Genomic DNA, 16627 nt, shown 5'->3' with positions numbered 1-16627 from the left:
TTTTCATGTCTGCGGTGCGACCTGGTGCTGTCCTACAGGCGGCCTGACGGTTTCGCGAACCCCCCAAAACAAAGTGGCGAGTTGCCCTGACGGATCGCAGGGCGCTATCTCGACGGCGGGCACAGGGCGCTTCGGCCGCGCCTACCCATTCCGCCCGCTCCCGCGCTTCTAATCAAAGGTTTTCGGCGCTTCGCCCGCCCAGGCCGCCGCAATCAGGGCCCGCAAGGATGTCCGCTCGATCGGCCGTGGATTCCAGTAGGGATTCTGCACGGCGAGATCGGCGGCGCGATCGATGCCGGATTCCGGCATGCCAAGCGATTTCAGACTGCGTGGGCTGCCGAGCCGTCCCGCCAGCTCGATGAGTGCGGATGTCCCGTCGCGGCCGCCGAGCGTCCGCGCGATTGCCGCATCGGCATGCGGTGCGGCTTTGGCGTTATAGGCCATCGCGTATGGCAGGATCACGGTGTGGGTGTCGGCATGCGGCAGGTCGAAAGCGCCGCCGATGACGTGGCAAAGGTTGTGATGCAGCGCCATGCCGACCGATCCAAGGCAGACGCCGCAAAGCCAGGCGCCGTACAACGCCTCCGAGCGCGCGTCGCGATCCTGCGGATTGGCAACGATTGCAGGCAGTGCGCGCCCCATGGCGCCGATGGCCTGCTCGGCCATCATCGAGATGACCGGATTTCGATCCTCGGCGTAAAGCGCCTCGACGGCGTGCGCGATGGCATTGGTGCCGGAGGTTACCGAAAGCCGCTGCGGCAGGCCGACGGTGAAGTCCACGTCGTAGATGACGATCTCCGGGAGCACCTTCAGGGTCCGCTGGGTTACTTTCACGCCGTCCTTGGTTTCCCCGATGATCGGCGTCACCTCCGACCCGGCATAGGTTGTTGGCACGGCGATCTGGGTGAGGTCGGTGCGCAACGCGATCGCTTTGCCGAGGCCGGTCGAGGAGCCGCCCCCAAACGAAATGGTACAGTCTGCGCTGCACTCCAATACCTGTTTCAGCGCGCGTTCGGTCACGTCCGTCGGCGTATGCATCGTTGCTTGGGTGAACGTGCCGGCGGCGAGTGGCCCGAGCGATCGGGCAATCTGGTGAAGGCTTTCCGCCTGTTCCGATGTGCTAAGCAACAATGCCCGGCGGCAGCCTGCGCGCTCGACCTCGGACTTCAGCTTCGAAATGGTCCCGCTGCCGAAAATGACCCGCGACGGAAGGGCATTGTACGTAAACGACTGCATGACGTCTTCAACCTCTGCTGGACGCACAATGTCTCCCCTAACTTTGACGCTTAGTCAAAATCGGGGCGACGTGGCGCCGTGCCGACAAAATTCGCGGGCCGCGATCCCGGCTGTGATTAGCAATTCTTTGAATCGGGCTGGTGCAATGTAGCGGCGTAAGAGCGCCGACTCGCTTATGAATCGTTGTTGCAACGTTCTGCATTCAGGGCACACGGAGAGGTTGCGCATGACGACGGCCACAATGAGCAAACCGGACGGTGATGTGCGCCGCGTGCGAGCGGTAGCTGCCGCGTCGATTGGCAACGCGCTCGAGTGGTTCGATTTCATCATCTACGGTTTCTTCGCCGTTTTGATGGCCAAACTATTTTTCCCCGCGGGCGACGAAACCGTGTCGCTCATGTTCGCGTTGGCAGCGTTCGGTGTTCCTTTCTTCATGCGGCCGCTCGGCGCGATCGTCATGGGCAATTATGCGGATCGCTACGGACGCAAGGCTGCCTTCTCGCTCACAATTCTGATGATGATGGCCGGCACCGCGATTATCGCCACGGCGCCAACCTATGCGACTGCCGGGCTGCTCGCACCATTTCTCATTGTGCTGGCACGATTGATCCAGGGTTTTTCCGCCGGCGGCGAATTCGGAAGCGCGACTGCGTTTCTTGCGGAACAGGATCCGACGAAGCGCGGGTTTTTCGCAAGCTGGCAATTTGCGAGCCAAGGGCTCACCACCGTTCTCGCCACCTCGATCGGCGTAGCCCTGACCGCGACCCTGACAACCGCACAGCTGGAAAGCTGGGGTTGGCGGATTCCCTTTATCATCGGTCTGCTGATCGGACCGGTTGCCTGGTACATCAGGCGCCATGTCGATGAGACGATGGAATTCAAGACGATGCAGCCCAGCGCTTCGCCGCTGAAGGAGGCTTTGTCCGACGGAAAGAAGCGGCTTCTGGTTTCGCTTGGAGTCGTCGCGCTCTGCACGGTGTCCATGTATACTGTTGTATTGTTCATGCCGACCTATGCGACGCGGCAATTCGGGCTGACGACGTCGGTCGGCTTTCTTGGCGGATTGCTGGTCGGTGTTATCCAGCTCGCACTGATCCCGGTCTTTGGAGCGGTATCCGACAAGTTCGGTCGCCGGCCGATCATGTTCGCGTCGGCCGCTGCGATGCTGGTCGTGTTCTATCCGCTGTTCGCCTGGCTTGCCGCTGCTCCCACCTTGCAGACCTTGCTGATCGTTCAGGCGATCATCGGCGTACTAATGGCCGCCTATATGGGTCCGCTTGGCGCTCTGATGGCCGAGCTCTTTCCGGCGCGGATGAGGACCACCGGTTTGTCGATCAGCTATGCGTTTGGGGTCGCAATCTTCGGAGGACTTGCCCCGTTATTCAATACCTGGATCATTTCGGTCACGGGTAACAAGCTGGCGCCGGCTTTCTATCTGATCCTGGCGGCTGCCGTTAGTCTGGTCGCTCTTGCGTTCGCGAAACGGCTCGGTTCGAAATAGGGAAGGCGGCCTTCCCGCACGGGCACGGTGGCGCTGTGTCACCGCGGCACAACCGTATAATACCAAAAGTTGCGTGCAGCACTGCAACGATCTCGGCGCGAGACGGAGGCGTGCTGCAACCTCCCCGTTTATCCGATAACCATCTGTTTTCCGATTCCGGGAACTGCCGGGCTGTGGCGCGCGGCGGATGCCGTCTTTACTGCTCCGAAAGGGCTATTCCTTAACAAATTCAACGAATAGTGCCGTGATGACAGGGGCATATCGGCCCGACCAGGACCTTTGATGAGGCTTGCGGCCGCCATAACGCGCTTCGTGGACCGCCTGAATGGTTCGGTCCCCGACCCGGTGCTGCATTTCGAACTCGTCCGCGCATTGTATGGCGCGACGAGCACGGCGAAGCCTTTGTTCGTGGCCACTGCGGCGGCAACAGCCGTTACGGCCATTGCCGGCCTGCTCAGCGGCGATGTCGTGTTCGCGTTCATCTCCGCTGGCTTTTTGCTGATCGGCGTCGCGCGCGCCGTGGCCGCAAGCTTCTATCATCGCGTCGACCATGATCCGGACGACATCGCTGCCTTGAAGCGCTGGGAATTGATCGCACTCATCGGCGCCTGGGCGTTTTCGGGCCTGGTCGGAATCGCCGGAGCCTATGCGGTCATGTTCCATGCGGGCACCGACGTCGAGATTCTCGTTGGCTGCTGCGTCATTGGCTACATTGCAGGGGTGTCGTCCCGCAATGCCAGCCGGCCGTTGATTACCATCGGTCAGGTCAGCTTCACATGCCTGCCGTTCACGCTGGCATTGATCTTCCGCGCCGACGTCGCTCATCTGGTTCTCGCGACTTTCATCGGTGCACTCTATGTCGGCACGATCATCATCTGCCGGAGCGTGTACGACAACCTCGTGTCGCGTCATCAGGCCTTTCGCCGGATCGAAACACTTGCACAACGCGATTCGCTAACAGGGCTTTGGAACCGTTCAGCGTTTCTCGGTTCGCTCGAAGCAAGATTTTCAGCACCGGGCAGAGACGAAATCGCGCTGATCGCGATTGATCTCGACCGGTTCAAGGACATCAACGACACGCTCGGTCATCCGGTCGGTGATGCCGTCCTCAAGGAGGCCGCGGACCGTATCCGCTCCGCGTTGGTGCCTGGCGATGAGGTGTCGCGTGTCGGCGGTGACGAATTTCTTGTCATGCTGGTTGGACAGCGCGCCCTTGATATGGCCGCGGTTGCCCGGGCGATCCTGGCGAGGTTCTCCGATCCGTTCAAGATCGAAATGACGCGGAGTATCTGCGGGGCCAGTCTCGGTTGCGCCCTGGCGCAGCGCGAAACGACGATGGACGTGCTCTTTCGCAACGCCGACCTGGCGCTCTATGAGGCCAAAAAGCGCGGCCGCAGCCAGATCGTCGAATACACAGCGGAACTGTCCCGCGAATACGAGAGCCGGGTGGCGCTGGAGCAGGACCTGCAGCGTGCGCTCAGCCGCGGCGAGCTCGACGTTGTGTATCAGCCGATTGTCGATCCGAGATCCGGCCGCGCCATTTGTTGTGAGGCGCTGCTTCGCTGGAATCATCCAGAACTTGGTCCGGTGGCGCCGGATGTGTTCATTCCGATTGCCGAAGCGACCGGGTTGATTGTTTCGATTGGGTCCTGGGTTCTGTCCAAGGCCTGCCTGGAGGCAACCCAATGGAATCCTGACATCAAGGTTGCCGTGAATCTGTCGCCTGTGCAGTTTAGACATGGCCGCGAGATTGTCGACAGGGTGAGCGCCGCGCTTGCAGAATCAGGCCTTGCGGCGAGCCGTCTGGAACTCGAGATCACCGAGTCCGTCTTCATCGATGACAACGCGGCAACGCTTGGCATCCTCGAAGAGTTGCGGCGGATGAACGTCGGCATTTCGCTGGACGATTTCGGAACCGGCTATGCGTCGCTCGCCTATTTGAACGACTTTCCGTTTTCCAAGATCAAGATCGACCGGAAATTCTCGCAGAAGGTCGACGAGTCGCCGCGCACCTCTGCGATCGTCAATGGAACGGCGCAAATTGCCCGCGATCTTCGGATGGAATGCGTCGCGGAAGGCGTCGAAACCGAGGTGCAGCTCGAGCGCCTGCGCAGTTTCGGCATCAACGCAATCCAGGGCTACCTGTTCAGCAAGCCGATACCGGCCCGCCAGCTGCGCAATTTGATCAACAATCCAATCTTCCCGGCATCGATCAAGCTTATCGCCAAGAACCCCGATTCGATCGCACAGAAGCGCCGCAAGGTGGCCTCGTAAACCGGCGATCGACCCGGTTGCGGCTCGCTAGTTCGCGTTCAGCAGCCGCTCCAGCACCGCCATCCGCATGAATTTCGAGAGGCGAACCTGCTCGAAATACATGGCATTCGGCAGGGAGTCGCACGACGGATCGATTTCGTCGAAACGCGGCAGGGGATGATAGAGCAGGGCCTTGGAGTTCAACCGCTCGATTTTCTCCGCGGTGATGGCGAAGTGCTTCGGCGTGAAGTGAGGTGACACGTAGTCGGACGCCGGCGGCTCGCCGATTGCCGACATATCGTAAGGCGCCATCATCACTGCGTCGGATTCCACCAAAGCAATGTCGATATCCGCAATGATGCGCAGGCGAATCTGATGGTCCGAGAGCGCCTGCACCAGGTCTTCCGGCACTTCGTAATGCGGGGGCGGGCAGAACAGGATTTCGCGCGGTCCCTCGAAGCGCAGCAACTGGATCAGAGAGCGCACCACGCGTCCACGCGGATCGCCGCCGAAGGCGATGCTCTTGCCGCGCAGGGTGCCGAGGCCGCGGCGCATCGCGTGTATGTCGATCAGGGCTTGGCTGGGATGCTCGTTCCAGCCATCGCCTGCGTTGATCACGGGCACGATCGACGTTGCCGCCATACGCGCCGCTGCGGAGCATTCGTGATGCCGAACCACAATGGCGTCGGCCAGTCGCGATACGACGGCGGCGCAATCCTCGATCGTCTCTCCTATGCTCGCATTGGTACGCGAGGCCGACATATCCTCCATGCCGATGCAATGGGCCCCGAGCGCAACCGAGGCAGATTCGAAGCCGAGCCGGGTGCGGGTGCTGGACTGGAAGAAGAGCAACGCGACGGTGCGCCCGAACAATTGCTGGCGCGGTGCGAGGCCGGATTCGAAATCGTCCGCGGCCTGGCAGAAGTCGTCGACGTCGTCGAGGGTGAGATCACGCGCACTCAGGAGATGCCGCAGCCGACCCGAACGAGTTCGTTCACGCCGGCTCTGAAGTGCCGGCGACGCAACAGAGAGGTACGCCATTGGTTACAGCCCCACCGCATTTGAGGTAAGGAATTGTTAACCTATCCCGTTCGCCAAGTAAATTTACGTTCAAGCTTGCACATGCGGTGCGCTGACGCTGCAGATTCAGACCACGTGATTTCGGTGCGAATTGTTTTTCCTTCTATTGCAGAGAGTTAAGTTGTCGTGGACAGGAAACGCGCGCATGCGTTTCAATCTTGTGTGTTAACCAAGCTGACAAAGTTCCACGCGAGCCGGCGCCTCCGGCACGTGCTTCGCCGAGCTTTCTATTTGTGACAGATCAATCCGGCGGTATTCGAGTATATGAACTCTGTCACCCAGAGCGTGCTAACTCATGCAAGCGCGTCGGTCCGGGACGTGCGGCTTTTCAGCAGCGGCAGACCGAGGAGGGCGAGCACGAAGAGGCCGGTGAGAAGCTTGAGGTCGGACGGCTGCATGCCGAGCGCCAGGGCGAAACTGACCACCTGATAATAGACGATGGCGCCGACCAGCGGCGCGCCGAGCTGGCGCGCGAGGGTCTGTCGGCCGATCAGTTGTTCGCCGACAATGAGCGATGCGAGGCCGTTGACCAAGACGCCGAAGCCCATATTCACGTCGGCAAAGCTCTGGTTCTGCGCCAGGATCGACCCGCCGAGCGCACTCAATGCGCCGGCAATGCCGATGCCGAGCACCACGTAGTAAGAGATCGACAGGCCTTGCGCCCGCGCCATGCTTTGCGAGGCGCCGACAGCGCGCAGGGCAAGCCCCATTTCCGTCTTAAGGAAGCAATAGAGCGCGACTGTGCAGACAATGGCAATCGCGCTGACGAAGGCAATGCGTGCGCCGAGTGAACGCGACCAGCCGCCCAGGAAAATCGAGAACAGGTCATCATAGGTGAACAACGGAATGTTCGGCTTGCCCATGATGCGGATATCGATGCTGTAGAGCATGGTCACGACAAGGATGCCGCACAGGAGGGTATTGAGCCGGAAAATGCGATGGATCAGCGCGGTGGTCGCGCCGGCGGCAAACCCTGCGACGATCGCCATCGCCGTTGCCGATACCGGGTCGCCGCCCGCAGCCAGAACCGCGGCGGATACGCTGGCACCGAGCGGGAACGAGCCTTCCGCGGTCAGATCGGGAAACGACAGCAGCCGGAAGGGGATCATGATCCCCAGCGCAACGAACGCGTAGATCACGCCTTGCAGCAGCGTGACCGGGATCAGGTTGTAATAGGCCTGCAAAATCGCCATCACGTCAGCCCAGCACCATGCGGTCGCTCGTGATGTGAAATCGCTTGATCAGGTGGTCGATGGTCAACGCGGCTTTTTCGGCGCCTTCGGATTGATAAACGATGCGCCCCGCCATCATCATGATCAGGCGGTTTCCGAACTCGATCGCGTGTTGCATGTTGTGGGTCACCATCAGGGCGGTAAGCTTCTCGCCGCTCACGGCTCTCACGGTTTCCTGCATCACCAGTTCCGCGGTCTTCGGATCGAGCGCGGCGCAATGCTCATCCAGCAGCAGAAGTTTCGGTGACGTCAGGACAGCCATCGCAAGCGCCAGCGATTGCCGCTGCCCTCCGGAGAGGGAGCCCACCTTCTGGTCGAGCCTGTTCTCCAGTCCGAGGCCCAGAGCGGCGACGCGGTCCTGATAGCGCTTGCGACTTTCGGCGCTGAGTCCCCAGCGCAGTCCGCTGCGTTTACCCCGGCGCTCCGCAATCGACAGGTTCTCTGCGACCGTCAGCGTGCCTGCTGTTCCCGCCAGCGGATCCTGAAACACGCGTGCAATCCAGGCCGCCCGCACATGCGTCGGCTTGGTCGTGACATCGATATTGTCGACACGGACAGTCCCGGAATCCGCGAGCACCTCGCCCGAAATCGTGTTGAGCAGGGTCGACTTGCCGGCTCCGTTGCCGCCGATCACGACGGCAAAGTCTCCCGGCCGCAGCGTGAGCGATACACCGTCGAGTGCGGCACGCCGGTCCGGCGTGCCCTGGTGAAATGTCTTGTGCAGCCCATCGAGCGCGAGCATGGACGGGACGATGGGCTGCATGTCCGTCATTCAACGACGCATTTGCAGTCGGCGAGGGCGGCCGGAAGCGGCTTGCCGGTCTGCTTCAGCCGGCGGCCGCTGATGACCGCGGTATGGTCCTCGGCGGCAGGCTTATAGTTCGTCAGTTCCGAAGGCTTCTTGCCGCCGAGAATCTCAGCCGCGCGGAGGCCGGCCTGATAGCCGACCTTGCTCCAGGACACCGACATTGCGGCGAGCACGACATGGTCCTGCGCGCCTTGCGGCGAGGAGGAGATGACCGGGATATTCATCCGGTCGGCGGTCGATGCGATCGCCGGCAGGGCAGGCATCAGCAGGCTCGAGGGAATCGCATAGATGAAGTCCACGCCCTGAAGCGCGGCGGCCCGCTGGCCGATATCGCCGACGGCGTCGACCGCCACCGCCTTGAACTCGACTCCCGCCGCCTTGGCCGCCCTCTCGGCCAGGTTCTTGTTGGCGACATCGTTGGCATCGCCCGGATTGTAGAGCATGCCGAAGGATTTCACATTGCCGAGCAGCTTGCGCGCGAAGTCGAGTACGGCCTCCACCGACTGCATGTTGGAGGCGCCGACGAAGCGGGCCGACCCATGCTGCCAGTCCGGAACCAGGCCGGCGGCGACCGGATCGGTGACCGGCGCGAACACGATCGGGATCGATTGGTCGCGCACGATCTTGACCGCGGCCTGGGTCATCGGCGTCGTGATCGTTACCATCAGATTCGGCTTGCCGGCCTCGAGCTTGCTCAGCACCTGCGGCACCAGCGAAGGATCGAAATTGCAATGGCTGTAGTCGTAGGTGACATTCTTCCCGTCGACAAAGCCCTTGTCGGCGAGCGCCTGTTTGAAGCCGGCAATCACCTGTTCGAGGGAGCCATGCGGACCGAAATTGGCGATGGCCACCTTCTTGGTCTGAGCGAATGCGCTGGTCGTGGCCAGCATGGCAACGCCAAAGATGGCGGCGATCGTAAGGGTCTTGCGCATTGGTTTACTCCAGGCCGGCCGGGTTAAGGGATGTCGTGAAATGCGAGGGTCTTGTCATACGAAGTCCAGTGACTGCAGGTTTCCGGTCGCCTTCTGCACCGACCGCAGGGTGGATTGAAACATTTCCGTTCCGGACACGCCGACCGCAGGCTGCCGCTTCACCGTCTGCAGATACGAGCCATCGGTTCCGAAAGCTTCCACTTCCGCAACCGCATGATCGAGGCGCGGATCGGCAATCAGCCGCGCGCGACAGCAGTCGAGCCCGATGGTCGCGAGCGCGCAGGTGACCATGGTGTTGACGTTGCGCGGATAGTCAGCGGCGATTCCGCGAACCGGCCCATCGTACAATACGAGTTCCTCGACAATGCTGTCGGCCGTCCGTCCCGTCCGGCTGAGATCGAGGTTTCGCGGATGCTTGCGGAAGGTGATGGTGACGTCGCGCCACATGTGACGCCACGAGAACAGACTGTCCATGCCGACCAGCGCGCCGCGCGGCAGCAACAGCCGGTGGCCGCTCGCGCCCGCAGCCGCAACGAGTGTCTCGCGGACTGAGTCTTCGGCCAGTGCGGTGACCGACAGCGGCATGTAATCGCTGTGCGCGAGGAAGCCCGCGCCATATTCGACGCTGATGTCCGGATGAGCACATTCGACAATCAGGTCGGGGCGACGGTCTGCTGCGCGCGACAGGTCGTCCAGAATGATCTCGGAGGGAAGCCCGGCGAGCTTGTCGGGTGTCCGGTTGGAGACGAAAGCGACCTCAAGACCAGCGGCCTCATGCGTCTCGATCGCGCGATAAAGCGATGCGCCGATAAATCCGAAACCGATGATACCGACACGTTTCATGCGGGGGTCCGGTGCGAGCATGTTGTCTGGCCGCCGGAATTTAGACTAGCTCGATCCGAAAATATTTTCTATATAGAAAATTATCGCAATAGCGGAGAATTTGGGCATGTCTGCTCCGGCCGCCGTGACGCGGGCCATGGTGATCGAAATGGACCGCAACGACCAGCTGCGGCCGCTTCGCGATGCATTCGTTGTTCCGGACGGTATGATCTATCTGGACGGCAATTCTCTTGGGTTGCTGCCTGTGGCAGCGGCGCGCCGCGCCCGCGAGGTGGTCGAGAACGAGTGGGGCGGCTCGGCGATTTCGGGCTGGAACGATCATCACTGGATCGACCTGCCGCACAGGGTCGGCGCGAAGATTGCGCCGCTGATCGGTGCGGAAGACGACGAAGTGGTCGCCTGCGACTCGACATCGGCCAATCTGTTCAAGGTGCTCGCGGCTGCGCTCTCGTTGCGGCCGGGCCGCCGCACCATCGTCACCAATCGCGGCAACTTCCCAACCGACGTCTATATCGCGGAGGGGCTTGCGGCGTTCGCGGGACATGGTTGTGAGGTCCGCTATGCGGAGCCGTCCGATTTGGCGGCGGCACTCGACGACAATGTTGCGGCCGTGAGTTTCACCCATGTCGATTACAAGTCGTGCCGGATCGAGGACATGGTCGGTATCACTAAGATCGCGCATGAAGCCGGCGCGCTCGCGGTCTGGGATCTGGCGCACAGTGCCGGCGCCATCCCGGTTGCGCTCAACGCGGCGCGTGCCGACTTCGCGGTCGGCTGCGGCTACAAATATCTCAATGGCGGGCCCGGCGCTCCGGCTTTTCTGTTCGCGGCGCGGCGCCATCATGCGCAGATGACACAGCCGCTGACCGGCTGGATGGGGCACGCCTCGCCCTTCACCTTCGATCATCGCTACCAGCCGGCCCCTGGAATTGGCCGCATGCTGACCGGCACGCCGCCGGTGGTGGCGCTGTCCGTGCTGGAAGAATCCGTGGGCCTGATGTTGGATGCAGGCATCGCGCGGCTGCGCGACAAAGGCAAACAGATGACGGCGCTGATGATGGCCCTGATTGAGCGCGAATGCGCCGGCCATGGCCTGGAACTTGGGACGCCTGAAAATCCCGAGGAGCGCGGTAACCACGTCATTTACCGTCATCCGGAAGCCTATGCCATCGTCCAGGCTTTGAAGGCGCGTGGCGTAGTCGGGGATTTTCGCAACCCCGATTGCATCCGGCTCGGGATCGCGCCGATCTATCTGTCGTACGCGGATATCTTCGACGCCGTGCAGCATTTGCGCGAGGTCATGAATAACCGCGAATATGAGCGCGAGTCGTTTCGCGTGCGCGCCGCGGTGACCTGAGGCTTCAGCATGAACGCGCCATTGCAGATTTTCCGCGAGAACGGCGGTCAGGACATTCCGGGCAGCACGCTCGGCGTGCGGCTCGCCGAAATCCGCCGCAGTCGCGGTCTCACCCTCAAGGAACTCAGTGCAAGCACGGGTATCCCGGTCTCGACCCTGTCCAAGGTGCAGAACAGCCAGGCGACACTGTCCTACGAAAGCCTCGTCAAATTGTCGGTCGGACTCGGCGTCGATGTCGGAGAGTTCTTCAGGCTGCATCCGAATGAATTGCGGACGACGCGGCGTGCGATCGAACGCAAGGACCAGGGCCGGCGCGGCTCCGGCGAGCGTTACAGCTTCGAAATTCTGGCGACCGAACTCGCCCGCAAGCGGATGGTGCCCGGCATCCTCACTGTCACCGCGACCTCGCTGGAGGAGATCGGCGGTCTCAGTCGTCACGAGGGCGAGGAATTCATCTACGTGCTGTCCGGCACGCTGCGGCTGCACACCGAGTTCTACGAACCCGCAACACTCAAGGCCGGCGACAGCGCCTATATCGACAGCACCATGGGGCACGCCTATGTCGCCGTCCGCAAGGGCCGGGAGCCGCCGGCCCGCATTCTCGCGGTCTGCTCGCACGCATCCTATTAGGCGGCGCGTCCCGGCTTGACGGTCTGCCGCACCTCGAAGCCTTCGAATTTCGGATGCGACAGATAAAGCGAACCGGTGCTCTCGTTGCCGGCGCGCGCATGCGCCTTGCGAAACGCCTCCGAGCGGGTCCAGTCCTCGAACGCATCGCGATCGCGCCACACCGTATGCGAGGCGTAGAGCGTATGGTCCTCGGCCTCCGGACCCTTGACCAGATGAAACTCGACGAAGCCCGGCACCTCGTCGAGGAGCGTATCGCGCGTCAGCCAGACCTGCTCGAACGCGGCCTCCGAACCTTTCTTCACCTGAAAGCGGTTCATTGCAATGAACATTCGAGACACTCCTTACGCAGCACCGAATTTCACATTCGCCGTCTTGGCATACCAGTCGAGCATCTGTTCGCCGTTCCAGTGCAGGACGCCGTCGAACTTGCTGATATGCTCGTAGATACGCTCCAGCGGACCGATGCGGAACGGCTGTCCGCTGATATAGGGATGGATCGCGATCGCCATGAATTTCGCGCGATGCTCGCTTTCGGCATAGAGCCGCTCGAAGCTCTCCACGGCACGCTTGTAGAGGTGGTCGCTCTCGTGGTGCTGCACCAGCATCATCGGGATGTCGTTCAGTTCCACGGTGTAGGGCAGGGTGACCAGCGGCCCTTTGGCCGTGCGGATCACGGTCGGTTCGTCGTCATAGGCAAAGTCGCCGGTATAGCGGATGCCGGCATCGACCAGATGTTCCGGCGTTTCGAAGGTCTGCGTCAGGCCCGGCCCAAGCCAGCCGACCGGGCGCTTGCCGGTGAATTTTTCGATGATGTCGCAGGAGCGGAAGATCATGCCGCGCTGATCCTCCACCTTGTGGATCGGACCCTGGTCATAGGCGTGGCCCATGAATTCCCAGCCGAGATCCTTGCACTCCTGCGCCACGCGCGGATAATCCTCGCAGACGCGCGCGTTGATCGAGACCGTGGGCTTGATGCCGAGGCGCTTGTAAAGATCGAAGAAGCGCCACACCCCGACCCGCATGCCGTATTCGTGCCAGCTCCAGTTCGGCACGTCGGGCAGCATCGGCTGGCCGGTGGGCGCGGGGAGGACCTGCCGCGCCATCGGGCGGGCGATATCCCAGACCTCGAGATTGACGATGGTCCACACCACCATGCGTGCGCCGCCCGGCAGTTTCAGCGGCGGGCGATCGACGATCGCGGAATAGTCGGCGCGTTGACTCGGTATCATGCTTTCGGTCATTGAATCCTCTCGTGCGGCGGCGCGCATACTAACCTCAGGACCCGGCACGGCAAGGTGCGAGCATGAAACTTCCGCTGACCGGAGGCTGCCAGTGCGGCGCGCTCCGCTACGAGATCCGCGCAGAGCCGTTCTCGGTCTATGTCTGCCATTGCACCGAATGCCAGCGACAATCCGCCTCGGCTTTCAGCATGTCGGTGATGGTGCCGCGGGACTCGCTGGTCTACACCAAGGGCGTGCCGCGCCGCTTCGAGCGGACGGCCGATAGCGGTCGCGTCATTGCCAGCGACATGTGCGAGACCTGCGGCGTGCGGCCGGTCAATCATCCGCTGGCGAACGACAAGGTATCGATCCTCAAGCCCGGCACGCTCGACGACACATCCTGGCTGCACCCGGTCGGACATATCTGGACCAAGAGTGCGCAACCGTGGGTGCCGATCCCGCAGGGTGCCGTGATTCATGAAGGCCATCCTGCTGATGTGAGCGGGCTAATCGCAGCGTGGAGCGCGTATCGCGAAGGGATGCGTCGCGCGGGCACCTCAGGGTGACGGATTTGATATCGCGTACAAACAGACAAAGCTCCGCCGTCCCTGTTCTTTAGCCGGCGCGGGCGCGCCCTTAGTCCCAATTCGCATTCCTTCCCTCAGGTAAACCCAAGGGCGCGCGGAACGCCGGGCCTTCAGCCAAGCCCATGGCCCCATGCGCAAGTGTGTGAAGCGCATGAGATCGTAGTCGCCACGGACCGCCGAAAGGCATCGGCGTTCCGCGCGCGGTGTGAGTGGCTTGCTCTGCGACAACCCCGGAGGACAGACACCGTTGACCGGCATCGCCGGGCGGACTTTCTTGATATCCTCCGCTGGTGACCCACGGCCGGTGAGCCGGATCATCGCAGCTTGGGCCTCCGCTGCACGACGCACGTCTTGCGCCTTACAACGGCCACCGCATCCCGCCCCGCGTCTCATGACGCTGATCAGACGCCCCTTGGACGAGGCGGGATATGAAGACTATATTCCTAAAAGCATAGAAAGTCAAGTGGTGTTAAGACAGCACAGCAGCGTCCGCATGCGGACGGAGTTGTAGTGCCGAGGGGCGGTTTTTCACGCCCGCGCCCTCAATCAGAACAGGTTCATCTCGCGGTTGGTATTGCAGGAGGCGGGCCGGGCTTCGCGTCCGGTTTGTCGTCGTCGGCTTCGTCGTCGGGCTGGTTCTCGGTCGAGAGGAAATCCGAAATCGTCGTCAGTCCGTCGATATGGCTGCAGAAGATCTTGACCGCCACCATCAGCGGGACTGCGAACAGCATGCCGACTACGCCCCATAACCAGCCCCAGAAGGCGATCCCGAGGAACAGCGTCACCGGGTTGAGCGCCAGCCGCCGTCCGACCAGGACCGGCGTCACCACCTGGCCCTCGATGGTGGTCAGCGCAAGATAGGCAAGCGGGGCGAGCAGCGCGTGCGACAACGTCGGCAAGGTTCCGAGCGCAATGGTCCCCACCAGCGCAACCCCGACCAGTGAACCGATATAGGGGATGAAATTCAGCACGCCCGCGAGGACGCCCCAGAGGATTGGATTGGGAATTCCGATGAGCCAGAGCGCCAGGCCGACGCAGATGCCAAGTCCGGCATTGATGAGCGTGATGGTGCCGAGATAGCGCGACAATTCGCGCTCGATATCGAGCGCGATGCCGAGGGCTTTTTTCTTGTCGCCGAATGTCGGCATCGCGCGCACGATCTTGGCGTAGAACAGATCGCCCGACGACAACAGGAACAGCAGCAGCACCAGCGCAAAGATCCCGCGCGCGGCCGCGTCCGGCGCATTCGCCGCGACCGATGATAACAGTCCCGGCTGCGCCACCTCGACCTTTTGCACCTCGGTCGGACTGGGCGTGTCCTGCTTGCCAAGATTTTCGATCTTTTCGGTGACAGCCTGGATATGCTCGCTGGTGGTCCTGAAATCGATCAGCTTCACTTCGATTTCGTTGGCGATCCGTGGAAGATCGGTCAGAAGCGCGCTGAGCGGCGCACTCAGAAAGTAGAACCCAAGTCCGGCGGCTGCGAGCACCCACAGGACCAGCCCGAGTGCGGTGAGAAACTCAGGCACGCGGCGTCGCGCCAGATAGCGCACGACAGGCCGCAGGATCAGCGCCAGCATGAACGCGAACAGCACCGGCAGAAGGAAAGCTCTCGCATATCCCAGCGCGCCGATCAGCGCCAACAGGAACAGGCCGATAACGGCCCATCCGTATGAGACGTGACTGCGCTGGGATACGTCCACATTAGCCTCGCCGCCGGCAGGGAGGCTATTCGGCGCCGATTGAGATGGCCGGTCGCTCACAGCTCGATCGGAAGGCGTCGCATGTCCGCGCAGCGACCGCTACCGGAGCCCGAAAAACGCCAGCACGGCGAGTACGACCACCACCAGTCCGACCAGATAAATGATATTGTTCATGGTACCGCTCCTTGGGTTTCAATCGGTCAACAAAGCCCTCCCTCTCGAAAAGTTCCCTCGTCGCACATGCGGTGGTTTGCGGGATCAGACGCCGCAGCAAAATCTGCGGCGATCCTGCGCTCGGTGCGCGAAACGGTGTCGTGTTGCGGCGTATCGCTCGCGTGAGCGCTTAACGCGCGGACTTGCGATCCGCCTGATGCGCGAGATAGGCGATCACCGCATCGATCTCGCGGTCGCTCATCTGGTCTTCGGCAAAGCCCGGCATGATCTGGCCCGGCCAGCTGCGCACCGCTTTCGGATCGCGGATCAGCGCGTGCAATCCGGCATGCGTCATATAGGCGGTGGGATTCATCGGCCGGTTGAGGTCGGGGCCGACATCGCTGGAGCCTGCGCCGTCGAGCATATGGCAGGGCAGGCACTGGGTGATGAACAGCGTTTGCCCGGCGCGCGCGTCATGCGCTGCCGGCAAGGCGGGATCGACGGCAAGCCGCGGCCAGCGCGCCAGCGGCGACAACTGGCTTTCAAGCCTGGCGAGCTGATAGGGCCATTGCTCGCTGCTGATGGTGTTGGCAATCGGGCCGGTCCAGACAACGTAGAACGGCCCCGCACTCGATGGCTTGCCGGGAAGCGGCGGCCACGGCGCGCCAGGCGGTTCGATCGCGAGCCAGGCGATCGGCTTTGCCGGATCGGTGTTCATCACCAGATCGAGCGGGAGGTGCGCGGCGAAGCCGTCGACTGCGACGGATTCGATGACGCTGCCCTCCGGCGCGCGAAACGGCGCGAGCAATGCGGCCAGCGGGATCGCGCGAAACCGCATCGGCTGTCCGTATGCAATGTCGGCGGCGATATCGACGTCGGTTAGGTCCGGCCGCGCCAGCAGCGCATCGCGCGAGAATGTGCGGGTCTCATCGCCGATGATGACGGTGAGCACCGGGTTTGCGGCGGCGTTCGGCGGTCCCGGCGAAAGCATCATTGCGACGACGAATAGGCCTGCGACTCGTCTGGCCCATCGCGGGATGATCATCGGGAGGTCTCGTGGCAGGTGCGCTCGCACGCGATGCTACCGGAAAC

The 16627-nt window shown here is 62.2% G+C and carries 15 protein-coding genes; 5 read left to right on the top strand and 10 right to left on the bottom strand.

Features of this window, described 5'->3' with window-relative positions; all coding sequences use genetic code 11:
- Positions 1–168: 168 nt before the first annotated feature.
- Positions 169–1236, bottom strand: coding sequence for a maleylacetate reductase (locus AC5I5I_RS06045; protein ID WP_495970896.1), 1068 nt, complete (start codon positions 1234–1236; stop codon positions 169–171).
- Between the two features lie 226 nt (positions 1237–1462).
- On the opposite strand from AC5I5I_RS06045, the gene AC5I5I_RS06040 reads away from it, so the two are divergent.
- Together AC5I5I_RS06040 and AC5I5I_RS06035 are read left to right on the top strand one after the other, a co-directional pair.
- Positions 1463–2737, top strand: coding sequence for an MFS transporter (locus AC5I5I_RS06040; RefSeq protein WP_495970894.1), 1275 nt, complete (start codon positions 1463–1465; stop codon positions 2735–2737).
- A gap of 282 nt (positions 2738–3019) precedes the next feature.
- Positions 3020–5011: a putative bifunctional diguanylate cyclase/phosphodiesterase gene (locus AC5I5I_RS06035; protein ID WP_495970891.1), complete on the top strand. Its 1992-nt coding sequence runs from the start codon at positions 3020–3022 to the stop codon at positions 5009–5011.
- Positions 5012–5038: 27 nt separating this feature from the next.
- On the opposite strand, the gene AC5I5I_RS06030 is transcribed toward AC5I5I_RS06035, so the two are convergent.
- The 5 genes from AC5I5I_RS06030 to AC5I5I_RS06010 form a co-directional block, all read right to left on the bottom strand.
- A complete protein-coding gene (locus tag AC5I5I_RS06030) occupies positions 5039–6031 on the bottom strand; it encodes an aspartate/ornithine carbamoyltransferase family protein (RefSeq protein WP_495970889.1) in 993 nt (330 codons plus the stop codon).
- A 332-nt stretch (positions 6032–6363) separates the two neighbouring features.
- Complete coding sequence (locus AC5I5I_RS06025) at positions 6364–7263, bottom strand: ABC transporter permease (protein ID WP_495970887.1); 900 nt, start codon at positions 7261–7263, stop codon at positions 6364–6366.
- Positions 7264–7267: 4 nt separating this feature from the next.
- Entirely contained in the window at positions 7268–8044 is a 777-nt protein-coding gene (locus AC5I5I_RS06020) for an ABC transporter ATP-binding protein (RefSeq protein ID WP_495971142.1), read from the bottom strand.
- A 26-nt stretch (positions 8045–8070) separates the two neighbouring features.
- Positions 8071–9042, bottom strand: a complete 972-nt coding sequence (locus AC5I5I_RS06015; RefSeq protein ID WP_495970885.1) for an ABC transporter substrate-binding protein — start codon at positions 9040–9042, stop codon at positions 8071–8073.
- 54 nt (positions 9043–9096) lie between these two features.
- On the bottom strand, positions 9097–9885 hold the full coding sequence (locus AC5I5I_RS06010; protein ID WP_495970883.1) for an aspartate dehydrogenase domain-containing protein: 789 nt from the start codon (positions 9883–9885) through the stop codon (positions 9097–9099).
- Between the two features lie 106 nt (positions 9886–9991).
- Between AC5I5I_RS06010 and kynU the strand changes: the two genes are divergently transcribed.
- Entirely contained in the window at positions 9992–11242 is a 1251-nt protein-coding gene (kynU, locus tag AC5I5I_RS06005; protein WP_495970881.1) for a kynureninase, read from the top strand.
- A 9-nt stretch (positions 11243–11251) separates the two neighbouring features.
- Complete coding sequence (locus tag AC5I5I_RS06000) at positions 11252–11872, top strand: helix-turn-helix domain-containing protein (protein ID WP_495970879.1); 621 nt, start codon at positions 11252–11254, stop codon at positions 11870–11872.
- Here the strand turns inward: AC5I5I_RS06000 and hmuQ are convergent.
- Together hmuQ and AC5I5I_RS05990 are read right to left on the bottom strand one after the other, a co-directional pair.
- Positions 11869–12201: a heme-degrading protein HmuQ gene (hmuQ, locus tag AC5I5I_RS05995; protein ID WP_495970877.1), complete on the bottom strand. Its 333-nt coding sequence runs from the start codon at positions 12199–12201 to the stop codon at positions 11869–11871. The genes AC5I5I_RS06000 and hmuQ overlap by 4 nt on opposite strands.
- A 12-nt stretch (positions 12202–12213) precedes the next feature.
- Positions 12214–13113, bottom strand: coding sequence for a polysaccharide deacetylase family protein (locus AC5I5I_RS05990; RefSeq protein ID WP_495970875.1), 900 nt, complete (start codon positions 13111–13113; stop codon positions 12214–12216).
- A 62-nt stretch (positions 13114–13175) separates the two neighbouring features.
- Between AC5I5I_RS05990 and AC5I5I_RS05985 the strand changes: the two genes are divergently transcribed.
- Complete coding sequence (locus AC5I5I_RS05985) at positions 13176–13658, top strand: GFA family protein (RefSeq protein ID WP_495970873.1); 483 nt, start codon at positions 13176–13178, stop codon at positions 13656–13658.
- A gap of 578 nt (positions 13659–14236) precedes the next feature.
- Here AC5I5I_RS05985 and AC5I5I_RS05980 read toward each other — a convergent pair.
- Complete coding sequence (locus AC5I5I_RS05980) at positions 14237–15382, bottom strand: AI-2E family transporter (protein ID WP_495970871.1); 1146 nt, start codon at positions 15380–15382, stop codon at positions 14237–14239.
- Positions 15383–15725: 343 nt separating this feature from the next.
- Positions 15726–16580, bottom strand: a complete 855-nt coding sequence (locus AC5I5I_RS05975; RefSeq protein ID WP_495970869.1) for a c-type cytochrome — start codon at positions 16578–16580, stop codon at positions 15726–15728.
- Positions 16581–16627: the final 47 nt, after the last annotated feature.

The sequence above is a fragment of the Pseudorhodoplanes sp. genome (assembly GCF_059499825.1).
This window is presented reverse-complemented; position numbering and strand designations above follow the sequence as displayed.

What these genes read in the sequence shown, in the direction of transcription:
- AC5I5I_RS06045 (WP_495970896.1), bottom strand. Translation starts at nt 1,236, where the DNA reads ATGCAGTCGTTTACGTACAATGCCCTTCCGTCGCGGGTCATTTTCGGC.
- AC5I5I_RS06040 (WP_495970894.1), top strand. Translation starts at nt 1,463, where the DNA reads ATGACGACGGCCACAATGAGCAAACCGGACGGTGATGTGCGCCGCGTG.
- AC5I5I_RS06035 (WP_495970891.1), top strand. Translation starts at nt 3,020, where the DNA reads ATGAGGCTTGCGGCCGCCATAACGCGCTTCGTGGACCGCCTGAATGGT.
- AC5I5I_RS06030 (WP_495970889.1), bottom strand. Translation starts at nt 6,031, where the DNA reads ATGGCGTACCTCTCTGTTGCGTCGCCGGCACTTCAGAGCCGGCGTGAA.
- AC5I5I_RS06025 (WP_495970887.1), bottom strand. Translation starts at nt 7,263, where the DNA reads ATGGCGATTTTGCAGGCCTATTACAACCTGATCCCGGTCACGCTGCTG.
- AC5I5I_RS06020 (WP_495971142.1), bottom strand. Translation starts at nt 8,044, where the DNA reads ATGCTCGCGCTCGATGGGCTGCACAAGACATTTCACCAGGGCACGCCG.
- AC5I5I_RS06015 (WP_495970885.1), bottom strand. Translation starts at nt 9,042, where the DNA reads ATGCGCAAGACCCTTACGATCGCCGCCATCTTTGGCGTTGCCATGCTG.
- AC5I5I_RS06010 (WP_495970883.1), bottom strand. Translation starts at nt 9,885, where the DNA reads ATGAAACGTGTCGGTATCATCGGTTTCGGATTTATCGGCGCATCGCTT.
- kynU (WP_495970881.1), top strand. Translation starts at nt 9,992, where the DNA reads ATGTCTGCTCCGGCCGCCGTGACGCGGGCCATGGTGATCGAAATGGAC.
- AC5I5I_RS06000 (WP_495970879.1), top strand. Translation starts at nt 11,252, where the DNA reads ATGAACGCGCCATTGCAGATTTTCCGCGAGAACGGCGGTCAGGACATT.
- hmuQ (WP_495970877.1), bottom strand. Translation starts at nt 12,201, where the DNA reads ATGTTCATTGCAATGAACCGCTTTCAGGTGAAGAAAGGTTCGGAGGCC.
- AC5I5I_RS05990 (WP_495970875.1), bottom strand. Translation starts at nt 13,113, where the DNA reads ATGACCGAAAGCATGATACCGAGTCAACGCGCCGACTATTCCGCGATC.
- AC5I5I_RS05985 (WP_495970873.1), top strand. Translation starts at nt 13,176, where the DNA reads ATGAAACTTCCGCTGACCGGAGGCTGCCAGTGCGGCGCGCTCCGCTAC.
- AC5I5I_RS05975 (WP_495970869.1), bottom strand. Translation starts at nt 16,580, where the DNA reads ATGATCATCCCGCGATGGGCCAGACGAGTCGCAGGCCTATTCGTCGTC.